The 23946-nt window shown below is 62.7% G+C and carries 19 protein-coding genes and 1 pseudogene; 13 read left to right on the plus strand and 7 right to left on the minus strand.

Annotated features, from left to right (window positions below):
* A partial coding sequence (locus P3W85_RS08815) for a DUF4124 domain-containing protein (protein WP_276264488.1) occupies window positions 1-196 on the minus strand: 196 nt, incomplete at its 3' end.
* A gap of 138 nt (window positions 197-334) precedes the next feature.
* Entirely contained in the window at window positions 335-1294 is a 960-nt protein-coding gene (locus tag P3W85_RS08820) for a DMT family transporter (RefSeq protein WP_276264489.1), read from the minus strand.
* A 120-nt stretch (window positions 1295-1414) separates the two neighbouring features.
* On the opposite strand from P3W85_RS08820, the gene guaB reads away from it, so the two are divergent.
* The 13 genes and pseudogenes from guaB to P3W85_RS08885 all read left to right on the plus strand — a co-directional run bounded on the left by guaB (window position 1415) and on the right by P3W85_RS08885 (window position 16441).
* Window positions 1415-2878, plus strand: coding sequence for an IMP dehydrogenase (gene guaB, locus P3W85_RS08825; protein WP_017227701.1), 1464 nt, complete (start codon window positions 1415-1417; stop codon window positions 2876-2878).
* Between the two features lie 117 nt (window positions 2879-2995).
* Complete coding sequence (locus P3W85_RS08830) at window positions 2996-3607, plus strand: hypothetical protein (RefSeq protein ID WP_276264490.1); 612 nt, start codon at window positions 2996-2998, stop codon at window positions 3605-3607.
* The gene (gene guaA / locus P3W85_RS08835) at window positions 3582-5201 is read left to right on the plus strand and encodes a glutamine-hydrolyzing GMP synthase (protein ID WP_276264491.1); all 1620 of its coding nucleotides are present in this window, start codon (window positions 3582-3584) and stop codon (window positions 5199-5201) included. The genes P3W85_RS08830 and guaA overlap by 26 nt, the downstream gene beginning before the upstream one ends.
* Before the next feature lie 258 nt (window positions 5202-5459).
* Window positions 5460-7664 carry an OsmC domain/YcaO domain-containing protein gene (locus P3W85_RS08840; RefSeq protein WP_276264492.1) on the plus strand — a complete coding sequence of 735 codons (2205 nt, stop codon included), beginning with the start codon at window positions 5460-5462 and terminating at the stop codon, window positions 7662-7664.
* Window positions 7665-7826: 162 nt separating this feature from the next.
* The gene (locus tag P3W85_RS08845; RefSeq protein WP_276264493.1) at window positions 7827-8105 is read left to right on the plus strand and encodes a hypothetical protein; all 279 of its coding nucleotides are present in this window, start codon (window positions 7827-7829) and stop codon (window positions 8103-8105) included.
* 12 nt (window positions 8106-8117) lie between these two features.
* Window positions 8118-8360, plus strand: a pseudogene (locus P3W85_RS08850) (glutamine-hydrolyzing GMP synthase); the annotation flags it as partial.
* Between the two features lie 220 nt (window positions 8361-8580).
* On the plus strand, window positions 8581-9861 hold the full coding sequence (locus P3W85_RS08855; RefSeq protein WP_276264494.1) for a tyrosine-type recombinase/integrase: 1281 nt from the start codon (window positions 8581-8583) through the stop codon (window positions 9859-9861).
* Window positions 9858-10283 carry a hypothetical protein gene (locus tag P3W85_RS08860; RefSeq protein WP_276264495.1) on the plus strand — a complete coding sequence of 142 codons (426 nt, stop codon included), beginning with the start codon at window positions 9858-9860 and terminating at the stop codon, window positions 10281-10283. The genes P3W85_RS08855 and P3W85_RS08860 overlap by 4 nt, the downstream gene beginning before the upstream one ends.
* A 119-nt stretch (window positions 10284-10402) precedes the next feature.
* On the plus strand, window positions 10403-11398 hold the full coding sequence (locus P3W85_RS08865) for a hypothetical protein (RefSeq protein WP_276264496.1): 996 nt from the start codon (window positions 10403-10405) through the stop codon (window positions 11396-11398).
* Window positions 11392-12168: a nucleotidyl transferase AbiEii/AbiGii toxin family protein gene (locus tag P3W85_RS08870; protein ID WP_276264497.1), complete on the plus strand. Its 777-nt coding sequence runs from the start codon at window positions 11392-11394 to the stop codon at window positions 12166-12168. Before P3W85_RS08865 ends, P3W85_RS08870 begins: the two co-directional genes overlap by 7 nt.
* Before the next feature lie 170 nt (window positions 12169-12338).
* Window positions 12339-14588, plus strand: a complete 2250-nt coding sequence (locus tag P3W85_RS08875) for an argonaute/piwi family protein (RefSeq protein WP_276264498.1) — start codon at window positions 12339-12341, stop codon at window positions 14586-14588.
* Window positions 14585-15835: a hypothetical protein gene (locus P3W85_RS08880; protein ID WP_276264499.1), complete on the plus strand. Its 1251-nt coding sequence runs from the start codon at window positions 14585-14587 to the stop codon at window positions 15833-15835. Before P3W85_RS08875 ends, P3W85_RS08880 begins: the two co-directional genes overlap by 4 nt.
* A gap of 285 nt (window positions 15836-16120) precedes the next feature.
* Entirely contained in the window at window positions 16121-16441 is a 321-nt protein-coding gene (locus P3W85_RS08885; protein WP_276264500.1) for a hypothetical protein, read from the plus strand.
* Here P3W85_RS08885 and P3W85_RS08890 read toward each other — a convergent pair whose 3' ends face one another.
* The 5 genes from P3W85_RS08890 to traN form a co-directional block, all read right to left on the minus strand.
* On the minus strand, window positions 16442-19219 hold the full coding sequence (locus tag P3W85_RS08890; RefSeq protein WP_276264501.1) for a conjugal transfer protein TraG N-terminal domain-containing protein: 2778 nt from the start codon (window positions 19217-19219) through the stop codon (window positions 16442-16444).
* A gap of 21 nt (window positions 19220-19240) precedes the next feature.
* Entirely contained in the window at window positions 19241-20644 is a 1404-nt protein-coding gene (locus tag P3W85_RS08895; protein WP_276264502.1) for a conjugal transfer protein TraH, read from the minus strand.
* Between the two features lie 70 nt (window positions 20645-20714).
* The gene (traF, locus tag P3W85_RS08900) at window positions 20715-21566 is read right to left on the minus strand and encodes a conjugal transfer protein TraF (RefSeq protein ID WP_276264503.1); all 852 of its coding nucleotides are present in this window, start codon (window positions 21564-21566) and stop codon (window positions 20715-20717) included.
* Between the two features lie 10 nt (window positions 21567-21576).
* Window positions 21577-21957, minus strand: coding sequence for a hypothetical protein (locus P3W85_RS08905; protein ID WP_276264504.1), 381 nt, complete (start codon window positions 21955-21957; stop codon window positions 21577-21579).
* On the minus strand, window positions 21954-23946 hold a 1993-nt coding region (gene traN / locus P3W85_RS08910; protein WP_276264505.1), incomplete at its 5' end, for a type-F conjugative transfer system mating-pair stabilization protein TraN. The genes traN and P3W85_RS08905, both read right to left, overlap by 4 nt.

The raw sequence follows: 23946 nt of genomic DNA on the forward strand, positions 1-23946 counted from the left end.
CCACCGGGCGCAGGCTTCCGGCGAAGCGCCCGGGGGCACTGATCACGCTGGCGGCCGGTACCGAGGGCGGTGGCGGCACGTCGCTGTAGACCATGTGCCCGTTGCCGTCGCGCCATTGCCATTGCGCCTGGGCGACGGCTGCCTGGCACAGGCAGGCAAGGGCGGCGAGCGGGATGAGCGCGGTCGATCGTTTCATGGCTTGGCGTTGGGTGGCAGCCTGCAGTGGCAATGCGGCAGTCATGCAAGGCGAGGCGCCAAGGCGCGGAGAGGGCGGGAAAGCCCCCCGTTCCGCGAGTGACTCGCACGCCCCTGGCTGCCGGGAATGGCAGCTAGTTTAGGCAGACTTGTCGGTGGCATGCAAGCGCACCGACCAGGCCACGCCGATCATCAGCAACACAATGGCTGCGATCTCCAGGGGGCGTGGCCACCGATGGTCGAAGACAAAGCCATAGGCCAGCGCGAACAGGGTCTCGAACACGATCATCTGGCCCGATAGCGTCAGCGGCAGGCGGCGGCTCGAGATGTTCCACAGGTTGTTGCCGATCAGCGACGCGCCCAGCGCTACCGCGGCATTGACCAGCCAGAACCACTGCCAGTCGCGGCCGCCGCCCGCGGCGGCCAGCCTGTCGCCGGCCAGCAGCCAGCCCAGCAGCGCCAGCACCACCGACACCGCGCCGGTGGAGATGCCATAGAGCGCCGACCACTCGTTGCCGCTGTATTGCGGATTGCGTTGCAGGTAGCGCGCATTGTCGACGGCATAGAAGGTCCAGCACACCAGGGCGCCGGCCGCGCATAGCACGCCGGCCAGGCGCTGCCACACGGAGTGCAGTGCGTCGCCCGCGCCGGGGCCATGGGCGTGCCCGCCACCGCCGAACAGGTCGATATTGATGCAGGCGATGCCCGCGGCCACCACCAGCAGGGGCCAGATCAGGCGCGAAAGCGGCACCGCGCCATGGTCGCGCCGGCCCATGATGGTGACGGAAATGGGCAAGATGCCGATGATGAGGGAGGTGGGGCCCACGCCGGCCAGCTGCACGCCGAAGGCCAGCAGCACGTAATACAGCAGGTTGCCGGTGAAGGCCTGGCGCAGCAGGGCAACGCAATCGGCACGCGTGAGCTTGCGCGCAATGCGCCGCATCAGCGGCAGCGCGGCAACGAAGGCGACCAGCCCGTAGGCAAGATAGCGGCCGATCGCCAGTTCCCAGGGGGAGAAAACGGGCAGTAGTTTGGGGGCGATGAACACCATGCCCCAGAAGGCGCCGGCCAGCAGGCCGCACAGAACGCCGAGACCCATCGTATAGCCCATGCCGGAAAAAAGACGATGAGCATAGCAGACTTGAACAAGGGCACTCGCAGGCGCGTCAAGAAACGTGCCATTCCTGTATAATTCGGTTTTGCGCCTAGAGGAATTGCTATGCGTCTTGTCCAGAAAGCACTCACATTCGATGACGTGCTCCTCGTGCCGGCCTATTCGTCGGTGCTGCCCCGGGATGTTTCGCTCCGTACCCGCCTGACCCGTTCGATCGAACTGAACATTCCGCTGGTATCCGCCGCCATGGATACCGTGACGGAAGCCCGCCTGGCGATTGCCATGGCCCAGGCCGGCGGCATCGGCATCGTCCACAAGAACCTGAAACCGGCCGACCAGGCCCGGGAAGTGGCGCGCGTGAAGCGCTACGAATCCGGTGTGCTGCGTGATCCGATCACCATTCCCCCGGATATGAAGATCCGCGATGTGATTGCATTATCACATCAATACGGCATCTCCGGTTTCCCCGTGCTGGAAGGCAAGACCGTGGTTGGCATCATCACCAACCGCGACCTGCGTTTCGAGGAAGAACTGGACGCGCCCGCGCGCGCCAAGATGACCCCGCGCGAGAAGCTGGTCACGGTGGGCGAAGACGCCTCGCTGGAAGACGCCAAGCGCCTGATGAACCGCCACCGCCTCGAGCGCGTGCTGGTGGTCAACCAGGCTTTCGAGCTGCGCGGCCTGATCACCGTCAAGGACATCCAGAAGGCAGTGGAACATCCGCTGGCCAGCAAGGATGACCGCGGCCAGCTGCGCGTCGGCGCGGCTGTCGGCGTCGGTCCGGACAACGACGAACGCGTCGAACTGCTGGTCAAGGCCGGCGTCGACGTCATCGTGGTCGATACCGCCCACGGCCATAGCCAGGGCGTGCTGGACCGCGTTCGCTGGGTCAAGCAGAACTTCCCGCAGGTGCAGGTGATCGGCGGCAATATCGCCACCGGCGCCGCCGCGCGCGCGCTGGTCGATCATGGCGCCGACGGCGTCAAGGTCGGCATCGGCCCGGGCTCGATCTGCACCACCCGCATCGTGGCGGGCGTGGGCGTGCCGCAGATCACCGCGGTCTCCAACGTGGCCGAAGCCCTCAAGGGCACCGGCGTGCCGCTGGTGGCCGACGGTGGCATCCGCTACTCGGGCGACATCGCCAAGGCGCTGGCAGCCGGTGCCCACGTGGTGATGATGGGCGGCATGTTCTCCGGTACCGAAGAGGCGCCCGGTGAAGTGTTCCTGTACCAGGGCCGTTCGTTCAAGAGCTACCGCGGCATGGGTTCGGTCGGCGCGATGAAGGACGGCGCGGCAGACCGCTACTTCCAGGAAGACAACACCGCCAACGTCGACAAGCTGGTTCCCGAAGGGATTGAAGGCCGCGTAGCCTACAAGGGCTCCGTCACGGCCATCATTCACCAGATGTGCGGTGGCGTGCGTGCTTCCATGGGTTACTGCGGCAGCGCCTCCATCGCCGACTGGCATGAAACGGCCGAGTTCGTGCAGATCACCGCCGCGGGCATGCGCGAGTCGCATGTGCACGACGTGCAGATCACCAAGGAAGCGCCGAACTACTACATCGACTAAGCAGGTCTTTATGAACTGGCGGCTGTGCCGGACCTCACCGTCCAGCCAGCCGCGCGCCGGCTGCGCCAACCGGCGCGGCCCCCAAGCCAGGCCACGCGCCAGGCCGGAGGAGTTCTCATGAAAGTATTGCTGCGTGCAGTGCTGTTCCTCGACGCTGTGCTCGATCTGCTGCTGGGCATCGTCTTGCTGCTGTCGCCCTTCACGACCTTCTACAGCGCGTTGCAGTTGCCGCAGCCGCAACCTGCCCTGTATGGGCAGTTGCTCGGCGTGGCGCTGATCGGCCTGGCCCTGCTGTTGTGGCAGGCTACGGTCAACGGCCAGCTCACGGTAGCGGTGGCGCGCACGGTCGGACAGGTCAACCTCGTCAGCGCGGTGCTGATCGTGGCCTGGATGCTGATGCTCGACCTGCCGGTGCAAGGCGCGGGCAAGATCTGGCTGCCGGTGCTGGCCGCGGTCCTGGCTTTTTTCGCGGCAGTGCAGATTCCGGCCGCGAAGCGCGTACGCGTGCGTGAACGTGCGCAGCGCGAACAGCAGGCATTACAGAAAGACACGCAAAACAAGGATGCCGGCGCAGCCCCTGCGGCACGCCGGCCGCCATCACCCGAATACCGGCGCGAGCCGGGCATCACGCCGCCGCCCGGCTATGGTCCGGGCACCGAAGTGATGACCGAGCCCGCACTGGACGACACGCCATCCGCCCATCATGCACGACAAAATCCTCATCCTTGATTTCGGCTCGCAGGTTACGCAGCTGATCGCCCGCCGCGTCCGCGAAGCGCACGTCTATTGCGAGATTCATCCGAACGACGTATCGGACGACTTCGTGCGCGAGTTCGCGCCCAAGGGCATCATCCTGTCCGGCAGCCACGCCAGCACCTACGAAGACCACCAGCTGCGCGCGCCGCAGGCCGTGTGGGACCTCGGCGTGCCGGTGCTGGGCATCTGCTACGGCATGCAGACCATGGCGGTGCAGCTGGGCGGCAAGGTGGAGTGGAGCGACCATCGCGAGTTCGGCTACGCCGAGATGCGCGCGCATGGCCATACCGCGCTGCTCAAGGACCTGGAGGACTTCTCCACGCCGGAAGGCCACGGCATGCTCAAGGTGTGGATGAGCCACGGCGACAAGGTTGCCGAGCTGCCCCCCGGCTTCAAGCTGATGGCCTCCACGCCGAGCTGCCCGATCGCCGGCATGGCCGACGAGACGCGCGGCTACTATGCCGTGCAGTTCCACCCGGAAGTCACGCACACGGCCAAGGGCCGCGACATGCTCGAGCGCTTCGTGCTGAAGATCGCCGGCGCCAGGGCTGACTGGGTCATGCACGACCATATCGCCGAAGCCGTCGCCAAGATCCGCGAGCAGGTGGGCGACGAAGAAGTGATTCTCGGCCTGTCCGGCGGCGTCGATTCGTCGGTGGCCGCGGCCCTGATCCATCGCGCCATCGGCGACCAGCTCACCTGCGTGTTCGTCGACCACGGCCTGCTGCGCCTGAACGAAGGCAAGATGGTGATGGACATGTTCGCCGGCCGCCTGCACGCCAAGGTGATTGCGATCGACGCTTCGGAACAGTTCCTCGGCCACCTGGCCGGCGTGACCGATCCCGAGCAGAAGCGCAAGATCATCGGCCGCGAATTCGTCGAGGTGTTCCAGGCCGAAGCCAGGAAGCTGACCAACGCGAAGTGGCTGGCCCAAGGCACGATCTACCCCGACGTGGTCGAGTCCGGCGGCACCAAGACCAAGAAGGCCACCACCATCAAGAGCCACCACAACGTGGGCGGCCTCCCGGAAACCCTGGGCCTCAAGCTGCTCGAGCCGCTGCGCGACCTGTTCAAGGACGAAGTCCGCGAACTCGGCGTGGCGCTCGGCCTGCCGCCCGAGATGGTCTACCGCCACCCGTTCCCGGGCCCGGGCCTGGGCGTGCGCATCCTGGGCGAAGTCAAGCGCGACTACGCCGAGCTGCTGCGCCGCGCCGACGCGATCTTCATCGAAGAGCTGCGCGGCACGATTGCGACCGAGCAGGATGCGGCGGCGGGCATGTGCGAAGCCTCGCAAGTCGGCAAGAGCTGGTATGACCTGACCAGCCAGGCCTTTGCCGTGTTCCTGCCGGTCAAGTCGGTTGGCGTGATGGGCGACGGCCGCACCTATGACTACGTGGTCGCGCTGCGCGCGGTGCAGACCACGGACTTCATGACGGCGCATTGGGCGCATTTGCCGTACGCGCTGCTGGGGCGGTGCTCGAACCGCATCATCAATGAGGTGCGTGGTTTGAATCGCGTGGTGTATGACGTGTCGGGCAAGCCGCCGGCGACGATCGAGTGGGAGTGAAATTCCCGTTGGGAAACACTATTCGCTAGTTGATTGACTATAAAGCCCTGTTTTACGGGGCTTTATATTTTGGATTGTCGATCGCCATGGCACATGGAAGCCCGCCGGTTCCGGCTACGTCCTGCGCCGTGACGTTCTCGTTTCAAATTATCCGCATGCGGCAGCGTTCTTGGAAAGCAACGATGCATGGCACGGCACCGGCGCGGCGGCGGATAGTAGCGGCCACATCATTTTTAGCCCCTTTTTTGGAATTCTCCCGTGGAAATTAAAGTCAACTTTCTCGATAAGCTACGCCTTGAAGCCAAATTCGATGACTTCACGGTAGTGGCCGACCAGCCTATCCGTTACAAGGGCGATGGCTCGGCGCCTGGTCCTTTCGATTATTTTCTGGCCTCATCGGCCTTGTGTGCCGCTTACTTTGTGAAGTTGTACTGCGTAACCCGCAATATTCCCACCGAGAATATCCGCCTGTCGCAGAATAATATTGTCGATCCTGAAAACCGTTACCAGCAGATCTTCAAGATTCAGGTTGAGCTGCCGCCGGATATCTCGGAAAAGGATCGCCAAGGTATTTTGCGCTCTATCGAGCGTTGTACGGTGAAAAAAGTGGTGCAAGCAGGACCCGAGTTTGTAATTGAAGAGGTAGAGAACCTGGATGCCGATGCTCAGTCGTTGCTGACGTTGAAGCCGGCTTCTGACGCCAGCACCTATATTGTGGGCAAGGATCTGCCGTTGGAGCAGACCATCGCCAATATGTCTGGCGTTTTGGCGGACCTGGGCATGAAGATTGAAATCGCTTCGTGGCGCAATATCGTTCCCAATGTGTGGTCGCTGCATATCCGCGATGCGCACTCGCCGATGTGTTTTACCAATGGCAAGGGAGCGACCAAAGAAAGCGCGTTGGCGTCGGCGTTAGGAGAGTTTATCGAGCGCCTGAATTGCAACCATTTTTATGGCGGTACGTTTTGGGGCGAAGACATCGCCAATGCGTCGTTTGTTCATTACCCGAACGAGCGCTGGTTCAAGCCTGGCCCTGAGGATGCGCTGCCGGCTGAAATTCTGGATGCGTACTGCCTGGAAATTTATAATCCCGATGGCGAGTTGTATGGCTCGCATCTGTACGACACCAACTCCGGCAATGTACAGCGCGGTATCTGTTCGCTGCCGTATGTGCGGCAGTCGGACGGCGAGGTGGTGTATTTTCCGTCCAACCTGATCGAAAACCTATTCGTCAGCAATGGCATGAGCGCCGGCAATACGCTGGCTGAAGCGCAGGTGCAATGCCTGTCCGAAATTTTCGAACGGGCGGTAAAGCGCGAAATTCTGGAAGGTGAAATCGCATTGCCTGATGTGCCGCACGAAGTGCTGGCGAAATACCCTGGCATTCTGGCCGGGATTCAGGGGTTGGAAGAGCAGGGCTTTCCGGTGCTGGTAAAGGACGCGTCGCTGGGTGGGACCTATCCGGTGATGTGCGTCACCTTGATGAACCCGCGGACAGGCGGTGTCTTTGCCTCGTTCGGCGCGCATCCAAGCTTCGAGGTAGCGTTGGAACGGAGTCTGACGGAATTGCTGCAGGGGCGCAGTTTTGAAGGCCTGAACGATTTGCCTCAGCCCACCTTTGTCAGTAACGCCGTGACTGAATCAAATAACTTTGTTGAGCACTTCATTGATTCCAGCGGTGTGGTGTCGTGGCGCTTTTTCAGCGCCAAGGCGAATTTCGAGTTTGTTGAGTGGGATTTTTCTGGCCAGGGTGAAAACTCCAATGCCGAGGAAGCCGCAACGTTGTTCGGCATTCTCGAAGACATGGGCAAAGAGGTATACATGGCGGTGTATGACCAGCTGGGCGCCGTAGCCTGCCGGATCTTAGTGCCCGGTTATTCGGAAGTTTACCCGGTAGAGGATTTGATCTGGGATAACACAAACAAGGCGCTGTTGTTCCGCGCCGATATCTTGAACTTGCATCGCCTGGACGATGCCGGCCTGGCAGCTCTGCTTGAGCGGTTGGATAACAGTGAGCTGGATGAGTACTCCGATATTGCCACTTTGATCGGCATCGAATTTGACGAGAATACGGACTGGGGGAAGCTAACAGTTCTTGAGTTGAGGCTGCTGATTCATCTCGCCTTGCAGCAATTTGAGGCGGCGCAAGAGCTGGTGGGAGCCTTCCTGCAGTACAACGACAACACGGTCGAGCGCGGATTGTTCTACCAGGCCTTGAATGTGGTGCTGGAGGTGCTGCTCGATGACGACCTGGAACTAGACGACTACGCGGTCAACTTCCGTCGGATGTTTGGCAACGCTCGGATGGACGCGGTAATGGGGTCAGTGGACGGCAGCGTGCGCTTCTTCGGGTTGACGCCAACGAGTACGAAACTGGAGGGTTTCGATAGGCACCACCGCCTGATCGACAGTTACAAAAAACTGCATAAGGCGCGGGCCAATGTGGCGGCTGCAGCCAGTTAGGGTTATGAGTCATGGCTGGATGCGATGATGCCGTTCATCCCCCAGCACAAACGCATGTTCGATACCCGAGCGACCATCTGCGCCGGCGTGCATCATGACGCGGCAATCCATCGGCTACATCAGCATCTTCGTGTGCGGCTATGATGTGGTCGCCTCGCCCAGATGACCCGTCACTTCGGTTCCGGCGCCGTAGGCAGTCACGAATGGCTCAATCCGGCCTTCCAGTACGGCCGGCGCTTCCTCGAGGCCTTGGCGGTGTATCTGCCCGAGGCGATGAGGACCGGACTGGAGCGCGTGCTTGCCGACGCCTTGCCGGAACCCGATGATGAGGAGGCGAAGATGAGCAACGACGAGACCGCGCAGGCAGCGCTGGCTTTGCTGCCGGAGGTGGAAGGCGATGCGTTAGCGGTGGCGGCGCGGTGGGAGTGCGGGAAGCGGTGAGGGGTCGCCCTGCAGGCATTTGCAGTGTTTCTGCCGGTCAAGTCGGTTGGCGTGATGGGCGACGGACGCACCTATGACTACGTGGTGGCGCTGCGCGCAGCGCAGACTACGGGCTTCATGACGGCGCACTGGGCGCATCTGCCGTATGCGCTGCTGGGGCGCAGCTCGAACCGGATCATTAATGAGGTTCGGGGGTTGAACCGCGTGGTGTATGACGTGTCGGGGAAACCGCCGGCTACGATCGAGTGGGAGTGAATTATCATTAGTTCAGGTCGCTTCGAGTCGTCCCGTTTTTTGATATTTTCCCTTTAGCATCAGTAGTTTAGTGTCGCATGTCGTCCCGTGGCGACTCAGCAGTGCTCGACAAATTTGTCGGTATTGCTGACGGTACGGAGAGCCGACTTCCGAACGACCTCATTTGATACCGTCAACGGCGTTGACGGTATCGCTTGACGGTATCAGTTCGGAGGTAAGGATGCTCAACGATATGAAGCTGCGGGCGCTGAAGCCCACAGGAAAAATCTACAAAGTTGCGGACCAGCAAGGTTTGTACGTGGCCGTTACGCGGACTGGAGTGATCAGCTTTCGGTTCGACTACCGCTTGAACGGCCGACGTGAAACGCTGACGATTGGCCAGTACGATCCGAGTCTTGGAGCTAGGAAGCCGCGCGATTTGGACGAGCTGAACTACGACATGTCCATCTCGTTGGCGGAGGCGCGCTTGCTCCTGGCCCGTGCCAGAAGATCCGTCGAGCAAGGGGAGAGTCCTTCACGGACGAAGGTTGAGAAGCGCATTGAAGCCACTGAGGCATTGACTTTCGGTAAGTGGGCCGAAAAGTACTTTGCGGAGGTGGATTTGGCCGAGTCCACAAGAGCCATGCGCAAGTCGGTCTATGACCGCAACCTCGCGGACGAATTTGGGCGGCTCAAGCTGGAGGAGATTACGCCGGTTCGACTGATGGCCCGGTGTGAAAAAATCAAGGAACGAGGGGCGGCCGCTCCTGCGGTCCATGCACGAGAGATTGTGCTGCAGGTCTTCCGGTTCATCCAGGCGCGAGGCTTGAAGATCGACAATCCTGCTGAGTCGATCCGTCCCAGTGCAATTGCTACGTTCAAGGCGCGCGACAGAGCGCTCTCTCCCGCCGAAATCCACGTATTCTTCCAGGCGCTGGAACAGACCGCCACTGCGGCTACGTTGCGTTTGGCGGTCAAGTTCATGCTGCTTACGCTGGTGCGCAAGTCGGAGTTCATTCACGCGACCTGGGACGAAGTGAATTTCGAGACGGCGATATGGACAATCCCAAAGGAGCGTATGAAGGCCGGACGGCCTCACAACGTCTACCTTAGCCAACAAGCACTGGATATCCTCGTGGCGTTCAAAACCTGCTTTAGCGCAAGTTCGTATCTGCATCCTGGACGGTATGAGACGGACTTGCCGATCAGTGCGGCGACCTTAAACCGCGTGATCGATGCCACGGTACAGCTGATCCATGAGCGCGGCGAAGACTTCGAGCCCTTCACGGTACACGACCTTCGCCGAACGGCAAGCACATTGCTCCATGAGGCTGGTTTTAACAGTGATTGGATTGAAAAGTGTCTTGCTCACGAGCAACGAGGCGTGCGCGCGGTCTACAACAAGGCAGAATATGCCGAACAGCGAAGAACGATGCTCCAGACGTGGGGAGATATGTTGGATGGTTGGATAAAGAGTGGCGCGAATGTGGTTCCCTTCCGGCAAGGGATTGCCATCGCGTGACCCTGCTGGTTCATCGGCGAAATCTGGTGCGCAAGGAGGTCGTAAGGTTGGCGCGCGTCAACGACACCATACGGCAGGCGGCCGAGCGGCTGAACAAGCGAGGATTCCAGACGCACCTGTCAGTGGCCGATGCGGGGGAGACCAAGCTGCTGCTGCGGCGCCACCGCATCGAAGTCAGGATCGAGGTCAACTTTGTTATGTGTGGCACGGTACAGCGCGATGCGCTGAGCCTCGCTCACGCCCACCGCTCGGTGACGTGCTGGCTGGCCGACTTGGAGATTCCCGTGGCCGGCGTCCTGTTGCGCAAACAGGGCTTGGCGCGGCGAACGGAGATGCCGACTCCGGAACTCCATAGTAAATCGGCTGGGCTGTGGCAGGCATCGGAACGCCCTTGGGAGTGGCCGTCCTGTTGCGCAAACTGACGCGCCATTGACCACTGCTAGCGACTCCCGACGAGCTTGTACTGCTTGGATAACAGAAGTTCGCACGATAACTTTGTTTGTGTTATCGTGCAATTTGTTGTTATCTGAGCGAGTCATCTGTGCAGCCTCTTTCTGCCGCTGTCCGTCAGTATCTCCACGAGATCCTCGGCGTACCCAAGCCAGAACTGGCGTCGTGGGCGCGCGCAAACGAATTGCCGTACTTCTTGCGGGACGCCTTCGAGTTCAGCGAGTTTGAGCTGCTGGGGCAGCACATCGTGCTGGCGACGGCGCGTTCCGAACAACGGCCGTCTCTCAGCGACGTTCGCACATGGATTGACAAGGTGAGGGCGATAGCAGAGCAGCCAGTTATCTATGTCACAGAGGCTCTGGCCTCCTACGAACGCCGGCGCCTGATCGAGCACAAGGTGCCGTTCATCGTACCGGGAAACCAACTCTACCTGCCCGATCTGGGCCTCGATCTGCGCGAATACTTCCGTCAACGTGCACCGGCGGCCGAGGCGGCATTGAGCCCCTCCGCGCAGGCCATGTTGATTGCCGCTTTGCTGCGTCAACCTTGGGAGGTCGAATGGCTGCCCTCGACAGCCGGCAGCGCGTTGGGTTACACGCCAATGACCCTGTCTCGTGCGGTCAAGGAACTCACGGCCGCTGGGCTCGCGACAGTGCATGCCGTCGGTCGCACACGCTGGCTGCGGATGGACCCTTCGCCGCAGCAGATCTGGGAGCGGGCGAAGCCGGTGCTGCGAACACCGGTCAAGCGGACCGTTTGCGTGCTCGCGGAAGGCTACTTGGACGCTCCACCAAGTCGGCTGGCCGGCCTCAGTGCGCTGGCTCGGTATTCGATGTTGGCCGAACCCAAGTGGCCGGTGTATGCAGTAAGTGGCGCTGAATGGAAAGCCGCGATGGACGCCGGCGTTCGAGAGCTGCCGGAACCCATCGCCGGAGCCCAGGAATGGCAGCTGTGGAGCTATAGCCCGGCTCTTGCGCCCGACGCCGTCACGGTCGACCCGCTGTCGCTGCTGCTCAGCCTGCAGGATAGCGGCGACGACCGTGTCCAGATCGCGCTGGATGAACTGAAGGAGCGGTTTCCATGGTGAGAGGATTGGATGTCTTTCAAAGTTGGTTCTCGGCCTACGCCGACCAGTACGTCCTGATTGGCGGTACGGCCGCCAGCTTGACCATGGAAGAGGCCGGACTGGCGTTCCGCGCCACCAAGGACCTCGATATCGTCTTGCACGTCGAGGCGTTGACGCCGGCATTCGGCGAAGCCTTCTGGCAGTTCGTCGAAGCCGGCGGGTACGAGATCCGGCAGGCCAGCGACACAGGCAAACCGATCTTCTATCGATTCCAGAAACCTGCCGACGACCGCTACCCCGTCATGATCGAGTTGTTCGCTCGAGCGCCCGACGGATTGCAGCCAGCTGAAGATAGCCAACTCACGCCGATACCCCTGGACGAAGCTGTCTCAAGCCTATCGGCCATCTTGCTGGACGAGGCCTACTACGCATTCATCATGTCCGGCCGCCGTGAAGTCGCCGGTCTGCCATGGGTCGGAGAGGATCGGTTGATCCCACTGAAAGCGATCGCGTGGCTGGAACTGAGCGAACGGAAAGAGCAGGGCGGCAAGGTGGATGCGAAAGATGTGCGCAAGCATCTCAACGATGTGCTGCGCCTGTCTCAACTCTTGGCACCGGCTACTCGCATCTCGCTTAAAGAGAAGATTGCCACCGACATGACACGCTTTCTCGCCGCCGTGGCCTCAGACACTTCGATCGATCCCAAAACACTGCAACTGGGGAATGTCGCCGTGGCTGACCTAGTCGCGCGTATCGCTCAAGCGTATGAACTGGATATGCCGAGTAACTGACGTGCAGAGAATGAGGAATGCAAGTTTCCCGATAAATGCAGGACGAGCACCCAAGACGATAGCGGATCGAGGGTGCTCGTGGCGGACGCCGGATCGACGGTGATCTCGGGGTGATCACGTAGATTCCAGGATAGGTGACGTCTCAACCCCAATGGGAGGAATAGAACGACATGCTGCTCAACCATCTACCGATCACCTTTTCGGCATCGAGTTTCGCGGGCTTTCGTCTTCCCTACCAGGGCAGCGACCAGATCAAAGGGCTGCGCAAGCGGCTCGCCATGACGCACTTCGTGCTCCGCGTGGGCGACGACATCGTGCTTTTTCCGTATACGTCCGGCGCCAACACCGAGGGCGAGGCGATCACGTTCGACACGAAGGAAGATCATTCCGTCGCCAATGCCTTGGCGCGCCAGGCGTTGTTGCGTTCCTTCTTCAATCACAACCGCCGCATCTCCGGCGTGAAACCCGTCAAGATCGTTAGAGACGCGGAGAACCTGTTAGCGGGCAAGGGCGCGGACACGTTTGCGATTTTTCCTGAATACTCATTTGACGTACGTCCGCTCGCGCCGCAGGAGGGTGGGTTCGTCAACGGCGTGCTCGTCAATTTTGGCGCGCGGTTGCTGATCAAACCAACACTCGCTGAACTGATCGCGCGCGGCTTCAATCCGGTGGGTCTGTATGTGGTTGGCGAAAACGACGTGGATGACCCGTACATCCTGCCAATGTTCAATCGCCGGCTTGCGGGCCGCATCGAGAGCATCGAAGGAAATGAAGCCCTGCTGGCGGACGCGCGACAGGAACGCCTGGCCCTTGATCGGGCGCACGTCGAGCCAAGCCGGGCCAACTTCGACCGTGTTGGTCGCGCCATTCTCGGAACGGCGTACGACGCTTTTCAGCGCCAGATGATGCCCCGACTGCATGACGTGTCGGCGGCCGAAAGGCAGCTGGAGCGGCTCAATCAGATGGTTGGCACTTTCAAGGATCTTCAGGGCGAGTTGCCGTGCTGCGCGGGCCTTTCGATATCGTTGGACGGACATCTGACCGAGGTCGGGCAAGGCATCGGCGTGGGCCAATCCCGCAAGCTCGGTACCCCGCAATGCAGCCTTAGGCCCGGGGGCTCGATTACCGTTCCCTGGCCTGTCGATCCAAAGATCGACGCGAATGGGCCCTTCGACGCCGACGGCTTCGAGCGCAAACAGTCTCGCATCGCCGTGATCTTCCCGGCCGAACAGAAGGGGCACGTCGAGCGGTTCGCTGCGCAGTTGCGTGACGGGGTGCCGTCCAATGGCGGCAACACGCCGATGCAGCAAGGCATGGTCCGCAAGTACCGACTGCAGAGTATGGACTTCGAGTTTATTGCCGTCGACACGCGTGGCGGTAAGGCGGCGGCCTATCGGCAGGCTGCGCTCGCGGCTGCGCAGCGAACGGTTGATGCGGCACTGGTCGTGATTACCGACGAGGACCGCCTTCTTCTCGGTGTGCAGAGCCCTTACTACACAGCCAAGGCCGTCCTCATGTCGCAAGGGGTGCCCGTGCAGGCGGTCCGCCTGGCCACGATCCTTCAAAATAACGTTGCCTACAGCCTGAACAACCTCGCATTGGCACTGTATGCGAAGTTGGGCGGCATTCCGTGGACTTTGTCGGTACAACAGCGCCTCGTTCACGAGATTGTCGTGGGCATTGGCAGCGCGCGAATCGGCTTCGATCGCTTGTCCGACCGCGAGCGTCTGGTGGGCATCACGACCGTCTTCAGCGGCGATGGCAACTACCTCCTCGGCAACGCGACCACCGAGGCGTCGTCCGACGACTATCAAACGTCGCTCCTCAACTCTCTGCGCGCGACATTGGACGAACTGAAGCGCCGCTTCGGATGGCGTCATGGTGACAAGCTGCGCATCATCTTCCACCAGTCTTTCAAGCGCTACAAGGAGACCGAGGCGCAGGCGGTCGCAAGCCTGGTCGCTGAACTGACCGATTTCGACGTCGAATACGCCTTTGTGCAGGTCAGTGGCGACCACGACTGGAAGCTGTTCGACCAATCCGCGCCAGGTGTGACCTATCGGCAGTCGCGCAAGGGCATCGCCGTGCCCGAGCGTGGCCAGATCGTGCCGCTGGGACCGCGCGCAGCGCTCGTCACGCTGACCGGTCCGCAGCAACTCAAGACCGATCTGCAGGGGTGTCCCAGCCCCATGCTGGTCAGCGTCCATCCGAACTCGACATTCAACAGCCTCGACTACATCGCCAAGCAGGTCTTCGACTTGACCTTCATGTCGTGGAAGACTTTCATGCCGACCACCCAACCTGTTTCCATCGCCTACCCGAACATGGTGGTAGATCTGCTGGGCAACCTGCGACAGATCCCCAACTTCAATCCGGACATCCTGATCACGAAGTTGAAAGAAAGCCGGTGGTTCCTATGAAGGATCACTTGATCGCCAACGTACTCGAGCGCTTGCGCTCGGACATCGCCGCAGTCAACATCGGGGGCAACGTTGAGGGGCTGCTCGCGCGGCATGTCGTCGGCAGCGATCAGCGAGTTCAAATCCGCTGGGGCGTGGATTGCGACGACGTATGGCTTCAGCGGAGCTACGATCCGTCGAGCCTGCCGAGTGTCGCTGCGCTTGGCTATACGCTTGCATTTAGTCCGCAGCCTCGGTATGCCGCCTCTTTGGAAGAGGGGATTCAACGTGCCACGGCGCGTGACCCCAGCATGGCTGGCCACGGTGCAGCGTTGCATGACCCGGCGGTCCTGATCGGCCTGGTTTTGGCGGCACGCGAATTGCGCTCCACCAAGCCGCAGTACCTTGCCTGGTGCGGTCAAGTGGTGAGGGGTCTCGCTCAAGGCGCGTCAACACGCCTTGATCCCTTGCTCGCCTATGCGGCGTCGCTGTGTGAGATTGATGTGGGCCGTCCACAATTTGACCCGCTCGCGCCGCTGAACTACTGCGCGGCACTGGACTGGTGGTGGGATCAAGGTGCGGGGCGCGAGACCAGCGGGCCGGAACAGCGGCAGGCACTGCGGGCAACCGTGTTGGAACGCGCGCTCGCCGAGGTGACGGGAAGTCGTTCGGCGCACCAGGCGGCGTTGCTTTGGCGCACCTTGCGGGTGGCCATTAGCGAGGAAGCGGGAACGCTGCTTCAATCCTCGTCGACGGCGGCCCGCCTGCTCGATCAATTCGAGAGCTGTCTGCGCCGCTGGCGCTGGGACGCCGCCGATCTGAGGGTGCCTGTTCGCTGGCTGATTCGCAGCGAGCGCGAGGTGCAGGACATCCTATGGGTCATTCTTCGTAGCACCTTCCCTGATCTGGAGGATGAGGACACGCTGCCCAAATTCGGCCACTCCACCTACCGGGCCGATCTTGGCATCCCCAGCCTTGGCCTGTTGATTGAAGTCAAGTTTGCCCGCGCGGCGGCTGATTTCAAGACGATCGAAAAGGAAGTGCTCGAAGACATCGTTCCCTATCTGCGATCGCCCGAACGGTACAACGAGGTCCTGGTATTCATCTACGACGACTCGTGCAGCGTACAAGAGCACGAAACCACCCGACAGGCGCTTCGCTCGGTCAAGGGTATCGTCGATGTTATTGTCGTTAGCCGCCCTTCGCACTTGCCTTCGTCCGGCGATCGCCAGAGTTGGGAGCAGGCGATGTCCGCGACAAAGAGATAGCGGTTTTCGGGGGCGACACTACCCGCCAATCGAAATGAGGAGGAGTCATGGTCGATTTCGCGCAACTGAGAACGCAGAAGAAGAAGGCGACACCCACACAGCCCCTTGAGATTTTCCGGCGGCTGCCCAAGCCTCCGGGTATCAACGACCTGTACACGAGCCAGGCCGACTATAAGTACGCAATATCGATAGAGAATCAGGGGATCGAAAGCCCCACACGAAAGCGCCCCCAAGCCCTTGCATTAGAGCGTGTTCGTACTACTCTGATGGGGATGGGGGGTTGTCATGCGCAAACTGGTCTTCCTTGTCTTCGTCATCGTCGGTGCGGGAGCGGGGTTGTTGTTCTCGATCAAGGAGGACTGGGGCGTTCGCGCGGTCTTCATGTTCTTCGGCGTTATCGCGGGTGCGGCGGTGGGTGGCCCAGTCTTAGGCTTGGGGCAGCGGCGGCGTTCGAGCAGCCCGCGAGCCGACACCTTGCGCGGACTGGGAATGACGGATGAAGACCTCATGGACAACTACTGGCGCGACGAGGGGCATCCTCAGTTCATGAAGCCTCCGTCCCCCGACAGCAAGGAGTTCGGCGGAACCGGCGGGATGGTCGACTGATTACCGATCTTTGCGGAGGAGGTCCCTGACTGCTTCCTTCGTAGCGTCGACCGTTGTGCCAGCGTCTTGTCGCACTTGCTTGCCGGCTTTCATCAGCAACGATTGCTTGGTCGCCAAGGTTCCATCCTCCGTCTTGATAACCTCCGCCTTGGCGTCGAAGCGGGCATTCGCCACCTCGGTCTGCTGCTGGATGCCTGAGCCTCTTTCCCGCACCTCTTCGCGGATTGGCGATGGAGCGGCAGTGTTGCGTTGAGATGTGGCTTGCCGATGGGCTTGAGCCGCCTTCGCGCGGTTCGATCTGTCGGTGGCAGCCAGATCCGGCGACAGGGCGGGATCTTCGGATTGGCGCCGGTGCAGATCGCGAACCTCCTCGAACGAATCCGGCATCGCCGTTCCATCGGAGAACACGCGATTGGGCTTGGGCCCTTGTCGCGCGAGTTCGGCGTCCAGCATCGATAGGGCCGCCGCGCTGTCGCCTCCGTACTGTTCGGCGTAGCGCAGGAACATGGCCAGGTTGTGGGGGTCCTGCGCGATGTCGATGGAGATCGATTCTCCCTTGTCTTTGGCCGAAGACAGGCGTTCAGCAAAAGCCGTTCGTTGCGCAAAGCTCGCATCGGCCCGTTCGGATCGTGAAGCCGCGCTGGACAGGCGAGCGGACATCTCCTGGGCATCGCGCGCGTCGCTGGCGATGCTGGAGATCACGCTGGCGTCGCGCGACACGCGATCGCCGAACTGCTTGAACTCGGCGATTTGCTCCTGGCTCAGCCTGCCCAGTACCTTTTGCTCAGCCGCCGAGAGTCCCGCGGTGTAGTTCTTGCCCGCCCGCGCCTGAAGCTCTCCGCCCGCAAACCTGGCATTGATGCCAAGGTGGCCGGCAGCGCCGAAAGCGATCTGTGCAACCTGGTTCTGCGACAACCCGGTGCTGTCGGCCACGTTCTTGGAGATCTGGTCGAGCCGGTTCAGCGTCTCGCCCATCTGCTCGAAACTGCTTGACGTCGTGCCGCGGCTGCTCCGGGCTGACCGCAGTTTCGCCATGCCGCGTCCAAAGGTGTCGGCAAGCGCTGCCGAGCGCTCGGTGTTGGCGGCGATGGCCTCACCCCGGGCCGCGTCTGCTTGCCGGCTGGCCTGAGTAACGTCCTGCTCGGAGACGCGCATGGAGACCACGCGCGACGCGAAGCCCTGGTTGCGCAGCAGGGAAACTGCGGTCGTGCCTGTCAGCGCATTGGACGAAAAGGTGTTGCCCGTGAGGTCGTTCTGCCAACTGCCCATGAAGGCCGAGGTGCGGTTCGGCGCCAACTGCAGCTGGTCCATTCCGACGTTGCCCATGGAGACGTTGCCGACCGTCGAGGCAGACGTCCCGCCCGAGATCATCGCTTGTAGGCCGGAAAGCCCCCCCACCAGGGCGGTGCCGAAGTTCTCCATGCGCTTCAATGTGGCCCAGGCGATGAAGGGGATGCTGATCGCCAGGTAGCCCACCACGGCTTCACCCGAGACGGCGCGCGAGTAGATGGTCGAGGAGGTCTGCAGCGCCAGCGCCTTGGCGCCCGTGCCCAGGTCGGCTGCGGCCGAGAGGTCGTAGGCCGCGTAGATCGAGGCCATGTAGTTGAGGATGGCATAGAGCGGTGGCCACAGCTGGATCCAGATCAGGATGGCCGCGTAGCCCTTGAAGGTCATCATCGTCTCGCGGCCACTGGTGAGCAGAAGCAGCAGGACCATGAGCGGGAACATCGCGTAGGTCACCGCCTCGACCACGTTGCGCAGCACGGGCAGCGCCTGCTCGGCCACCTTGCCGGCATTGATCCACGCCGCGTTCTGTTGGGCGACGGCCTGGGCGCGGCCCACGGCCAGCACCATGGACGCGGGGTCGTTGACCTTCTGGCCGACGATCTTGCCGGTGTCCTCGAGCGCATTGAGCATAGCGTTCTGCCGGATGATGTCGGCGGCCGTCGACGCGGCATCGGCAATGCTGTTCTTGAGATAGGCCTGCTGAATCTGTCCGGCGATGGCGGCTGCGGCCGCGGCGCCGGGCAGGGTGGGGTTGAGCTGGAAGGCCAGCCGTCCCTGGATGCGCGTGATCTGGGCCGGCAGGCGCAGGTTCAGGTTCTGGTACACGTTGGGGCAGGTGTCCACGCTCACCGAGCCGCCCGCACCCGAAACCGTGCTGAACCGTGCCGGGTTGGGCGTGCCCATCAGCGGCCACACGTCGGCCGAGGCAGCAAAGGAGGCCGGGTCGAGGGTGCCGTCCACCAGATCGTAGGTCGTGCAGTTGTGGATGAAGTTCACCAGGTCCGTGCGGAAGGCGGGATCCTGGAAGGTCACGTTGCCTGCCTCGCGGATCAGGCGATTTCCGAACATCAGGCCGTTGTGCTCATAGGCCAGTTCGCTGGGCATGGCCCCTGGCCCTGGGATCACCTGGAAGGCGGTCTCGAACAATCCCGTGAGGGTGTGGCCAATGGTGCTGGTGAGGCTGCCCAGCACCGCGACGCCGAACGGCACGTTGTCCACGATTTTGACCGCGGAGCCACCTGTCTTGTCGACGATGCCCACGGTCACCTTGGGCACGATCAGGACGGAGAACACCAGGACGACCGAGCCCAGCCACTTCCAGCCCTGCAGCTTCTCCGGGGCGAAGGCGTAGGCGATCAGCGCCGCAACAAAGCCGCAGAAGGCGACCGCGGCGATCGCCGACAGGTAGTCGTTCGACGCGTGGATCGCCGCGGCCGCGTTGAAAACGCCGAACAGGCTGTCGGCGTTCTGGTAGGCGTAGATTTCCCACATGGCCGGCTTCCCGAGGACACGTCAGCGTGACAAATAGGCGGCCTGCTGGCCGAGCATGTCCATCACGTGCTGGGGCATGCTGGAGCGCAATTGGCGTTCCAGCTGCTCCAGGTGGCTGGCCACTGCGCGGAAGGAGCCGACCTTCTGGTACAGCACGACCTTCTCCTGGGCTAGCAGGCTCAACATGTCCCGCGCGCGTTGCTGGATCTGCCTGGCCTGCTCGCGCTGGGACTGCTGCAGCGTGTAGTTCTTGTCGAGGGCGGCGAGCCCCAGGCGCAGGTTGCGCTCCAGGAATACATAGGCGTAGTCTGCTGCGATCACGTCGCGGTACTGGCCGATCAAGGTGTCGGAGAGGCCCGAGCCGGGGATCGTCGTGCCGATCGAGAGCATCTTGTAGACCGGCTCCGTGGTCTGGTTGACGAAGCCCACCTCGGCGGAGTTGTTGGGGATGGGGGTGCGCGTGGCGATCTTCTCGGCGATCGAGCGCATCAGGGTTTCGACCTTCGCCGTGAAGGGCGTGTGCGTGTAGCCGGTGTTCAGCGTCACGGCATCGCAATTCGTGTAGTCGTTGCACTTCAGCAGGTGCTGCACGACATTCGTGCCGCTGGCCGCGCCCTGGCCATAGAGCAACTGGCTGATCGAGGTGATGGTGGGGGCCACCGGTTCCGGGTCGCGGTTGGACTCTTCGGGATAGAAGATCACCGTGCCGACGATGCTCATGATCAGCTCGCGTTCGGCGTCGTCGAGATAGGCGCCCGTGTACTGCAGCGCCTTCCAGGTCAGGTTGCCGACGAAGGGCGCCTTGTTGCGGACGTTGGCGTCACCCGACGAGCGTGCCGAAGCGAGGATGCCTGGCCGGTCCGTGGCGCAGCGGCGGCGCGCGGCATCGCGGTCGCTTTCCAGGCCGGTGGTGATCGCGAGATCCGCGCACGCTTCCTGGGAGCTGTATCCCGCCGATTCGGCGGCGGTACTGACGATCGCCTTGGCGGTTTCGCAGGAGTTGATGCGCGCGTTGTTGATCCACGTCTCCAGGCCTTTGGCCCACTTGGTGAGGCCTCCCAATAGCGGCGAGACGGCCTCGAGCGCCAGCTGGAAGGCGATGCCGGGCAGTGCCGCGGTAATGTTCTTGAGCATGTTCTTGAACTCGGTGGCTGAGATATGGCTGAAACTGCCCCCGAAGACGTCAATGCCGCCACAGCCGGCCTTGGCACTCGGGAACTGGACCGCGGCGAGCTGGTAGACCTTGTTGGGCGAGCGCATCATCAAGCTGCCCCCGCTGTAGGTATTGAAGGCCTGCCCGCGGAATGCGCCCGGCGCAGTGTAGTTGCCGATCGCCCCCAGGTTGTTGAACATGTTGTTGACCTCGGTGTTCAGGTCTCCTGCATGCGAAGGCCAGGAAGACAGCGCGAGCGCTGAAGCTGTCATGGCGGCAACGGCTTTGCGGGCGAGAGGACGGAATGGATGGTGCGATGCAAGCTGGGCCATGTTCTTTCCCCTACCGGAGGTCGAGTTGCTTGGTGGCGCTCGGTACCATCGCGCTGGATTCGGGGCTCGCCACGAGGGTGATCCGTTCCAGGAGTTGAGACTCGGAGAGCACGCCGAAACCGATGGGGGTGATTTTTCCGGTGAAGGGCTGGGCCAGGAAGACGGCTGGCACCTGGCTCACCTGCAGCGTGTTGGCGATGCCGTTGTCGCGCCGTGCGTTGGGGAAGCCGGGCATCGGACCGCCGTCGATGCTCACGGCCACCACCTGAATGCCGTGGCGCGCCTGGAAAGCCTCCAGGGTCGGCGCGAAGGCATGGCAGTACGGGCAGTCCGAGCGATAGAAGAAGAACAGCACGTGGTCGCGACCCAGTTGCGCCATCGAGCGGGAGCGGTCTGCCAGTTGCGCCTGCTCGAAGACTTCCAGGGCCTTGGCGTTGACCGGCCGGCCTTGCAGCGTCGGATCGAGCTCGGGGGTGGCCCAGGCCACCCTCTGGGCCACGTCGGCGAAGCGGGACGCCCGCGCCACCACCTGCGACTCCAACTCCATGTAGCGGCGCACGTTGGCTTCGCTCGGGCGCATGATGGCGATGTTCCGGACTTCCTCCAGGGTCTTCTGCAGGCGCTCGAATTCGACGAGTTCGGGCGCCCGCGGCGCGGCGGATGAGGGGGGCGGCGTCGCTGGCCTGGCAGGCACCGCCGCAGGCGCCACCTCGCGGGGCGGCTCCTCGTAGAAATGCCAGCCGCGCCAGGCGTCGCGCCAATAGGCGGTCTCACCGTCCTGTGCTCGCACGAGCCCGGCCGCGCAGAGCAGGCCAGTCACCAAAGTGCCGAGAAGGCCGATGCGGGATGGAAGTCGTCGCATGGTGTGCCTCTCACTCCAGGGACCGGGGAGGTAGGCCGTCGCGGCAGTAGTTGATGCCGAACTCGATGGTATGCTTGCGCGGTGCCGCAGCCCCAGGCAACTGCACGCCGTCCTGCCAGAACAGCACCTTCAAGCGCCTGCAGCCGGCTTGCCGATAACGGCGCTCGGTCGAGACGTCGATGTAGATGGGTGAGGTGGCGGCAAAGCGCTTCGTGATCGCGTCGGCCAGCTCGCCGGTGAGCACGCCGTGCGACTGTCCATCGCTCGCGTCGATGGCCGCCAGCATCAGGGGCCGCGGGTCCGGCACCGGGGTCCGGGATGAATCGGCGATGGCCGGGGTGGCGGTCTCGGCGATCACCAGGAGGACGCCGAGGATCGATGGCGATGTCATTGGCACTTCCCCTGTCCGTAATAGCAGTGGGTCAGCCGGTTCGCGTTGTTGCCCTGGATGGCGCCGACGTTGGGCAGGGTCGGCACGATCGAGGCGTAGAACTCGGAGAGGTCCATGGCTGCGAAATCCAGGCTCTGCAGCTGGGCCACGGTGAAACCGGAGCAGTCCGGGTTCTGGCCCGATCCCCAGCCTTTGCCGACCTGCAGCCGCCCCTGTTCATTGACGATGCGGGCCAGCTTGCTGTTGAAGCAGCATTTGCCGGTGGTGTGTTCGATGCAGGAGACGCACTTGCCGAGGATGCGGATGCACGAGGAGCACCAGGTGCCGACGCTGTGGCACAGGCCCGCGCCTTCCTTCATCGCGAGCTTTCCCTCTTCCTCGTTGCACGACATCATCGACATGACGATGTAGATCACCACGGCGATGGCGAGCGACCAGGGATCGAAGGCGATCACCATGCTGTCGCCGGCATAGAGCACGGCGGAGCCGGCGGGCAGGGCGGCCCCGTTGACCGCGACCGTCACGCCGTAGGTGGTGAAGGTGCCGCTGAAGCCGCCGCTCATGAGCAGGGCCTGCATGCCCTGGTACAGGAACTGGCGGTTCTCCGAGTTCATGAGCACGTCGTAGACCAGCCGCGAGCCCACGCCGAACAGGCTCTGGTTGGTCATGCCCGCGCCGGCCGAGTCCGTATAGCAGCAGTTCTTGAGCAGGCGATCCCGGCAGCGGTTGCCTTCGCCCTTGAACACCTGCATGGTGTTCGGGTCGAGATAGACGCCGGCTTCGCGCGCCGCTTCCATGTAAGTCATCGAGCGGGCGAAGTCGGTGTCGTTCGTGTAGCTGGTGTTGAAGCAGCTCGATCCGAGGCAGAAGACGTTGGCCGGGCAGTTCGCGACCGAGGTGGTGGTCTGCGCCGGGGCCGGGCAGCGGTAGGTGTCCTGGTAGACCTCGCACAGACCCGTGGCGGGATCGGTCTGCTTGCACGCGCTATTGAGCGCCGTGCAGCCGCTGGCGGCCAGGGGCGCGCATTCGTCGACCGGCGCGCCCGCGGTGCAGTTCAGGGTGCTCTCGTAGGACCAGCAGGCGCGCGCGATGGCCCGGCCGTCGATGAGCTGGGTCGACGGCCCGTCGACGCAGCGCTCGGCGCTGGCGAGGGTGCAGCGTCCGCCGGCAGGCGGCGTCGCGCTGCGATCGACCCATACATCGGTTTCCTTCTGCAGCATCGTCGGCTGCGTGAAGGACAAGGGGACTGTCCAACCCGCCGCGCCGGTCAGCGTGCCGGGCCCCGCGGGCACGGCGCAACGCATGCCGCTGTCATCCAACACGATGGTCGAGCCGTTGGGGCACCCGAGGTCGTTGACCGGCGCTTCCAGCGTGAAGCACTGATCGGCAGGGCCGGGCGTGATGTAGTCGCCACCGCCCCAGTAGCTGTTGATGGTGTCGCCGCGCGCGGTCCCTGCCGGACAGGTGTAGATGGGCGTGCCGAACTGGAAGCTGTAGTTGCAGTTGCCCGCCGTGCAGCCGGAGCCCGGCATCATGACCACCTTGAAGGGACTCCAGCAGTAGCCGGACCAGTGAGGCGACAGGTCGGTCACGAAGGTCGCCGCAGTGGACGGAGCGATCGGCAGGTCGAGCGTCTGCCAGCCGATGCAGGCGCCGCGTCCCCCCGCAGCGTAGAAGCGCAAGCGCTGGAGGCCGTCGGCACGGATGCGGCACTGCGCTTCGGTGACCATGTAGTCGGAGCCGTTCCGATTGGCCTGGCCGTGGGCAAACCATTCGCCGGCCGTGCAACTCGGGACCAGCTCGACCTGGACCGTCAGGTCGCGCCCGGTGGTGTAGCGACCCATGCCGCTGTAGCGCTTGCATAGCTTGTCGGCCGCGCCTGCGGGCGTCATCACATCGGTCGTGGTGCAGCCGCTGTAGTAGGCGGCGAGCCCGCCGAGCGTGTTGGCCGGGTTGCGCGCGATGTCGCGGGCGGCGACAACCGCGGGG

Source organism: Cupriavidus basilensis, from assembly GCF_029335485.1.
In the GTDB taxonomy this organism is placed as follows: domain Bacteria; phylum Pseudomonadota; class Gammaproteobacteria; order Burkholderiales; family Burkholderiaceae; genus Cupriavidus; species Cupriavidus basilensis_E.

Coding starts and splice junctions, on each gene's coding strand:
- traF (WP_276264503.1), bottom strand. CDS start 21,566: ATGCGACGACTTCCATCCCGCATCGGCCTTCTCGGCACTTTGGTGACT.
- P3W85_RS08845 (WP_276264493.1), top strand. CDS start 7,827: ATGACCCGTCACTTCGGTTCCGGCGCCGTAGGCAGTCACGAATGGCTC.
- P3W85_RS08855 (WP_276264494.1), top strand. CDS start 8,581: ATGCTCAACGATATGAAGCTGCGGGCGCTGAAGCCCACAGGAAAAATC.
- P3W85_RS08830 (WP_276264490.1), top strand. CDS start 2,996: ATGAAAGTATTGCTGCGTGCAGTGCTGTTCCTCGACGCTGTGCTCGAT.
- P3W85_RS08880 (WP_276264499.1), top strand. CDS start 14,585: ATGAAGGATCACTTGATCGCCAACGTACTCGAGCGCTTGCGCTCGGAC.
- P3W85_RS08885 (WP_276264500.1), top strand. CDS start 16,121: ATGCGCAAACTGGTCTTCCTTGTCTTCGTCATCGTCGGTGCGGGAGCG.
- P3W85_RS08895 (WP_276264502.1), bottom strand. CDS start 20,644: ATGACAGCTTCAGCGCTCGCGCTGTCTTCCTGGCCTTCGCATGCAGGA.
- P3W85_RS08870 (WP_276264497.1), top strand. CDS start 11,392: ATGGTGAGAGGATTGGATGTCTTTCAAAGTTGGTTCTCGGCCTACGCC.
- P3W85_RS08905 (WP_276264504.1), bottom strand. CDS start 21,957: ATGACATCGCCATCGATCCTCGGCGTCCTCCTGGTGATCGCCGAGACC.
- guaA (WP_276264491.1), top strand. CDS start 3,582: ATGCACGACAAAATCCTCATCCTTGATTTCGGCTCGCAGGTTACGCAG.
- P3W85_RS08875 (WP_276264498.1), top strand. CDS start 12,339: ATGCTGCTCAACCATCTACCGATCACCTTTTCGGCATCGAGTTTCGCG.
- P3W85_RS08890 (WP_276264501.1), bottom strand. CDS start 19,219: ATGTGGGAAATCTACGCCTACCAGAACGCCGACAGCCTGTTCGGCGTT.
- P3W85_RS08820 (WP_276264489.1), bottom strand. CDS start 1,294: ATGGGTCTCGGCGTTCTGTGCGGCCTGCTGGCCGGCGCCTTCTGGGGC.
- guaB (WP_017227701.1), top strand. CDS start 1,415: ATGCGTCTTGTCCAGAAAGCACTCACATTCGATGACGTGCTCCTCGTG.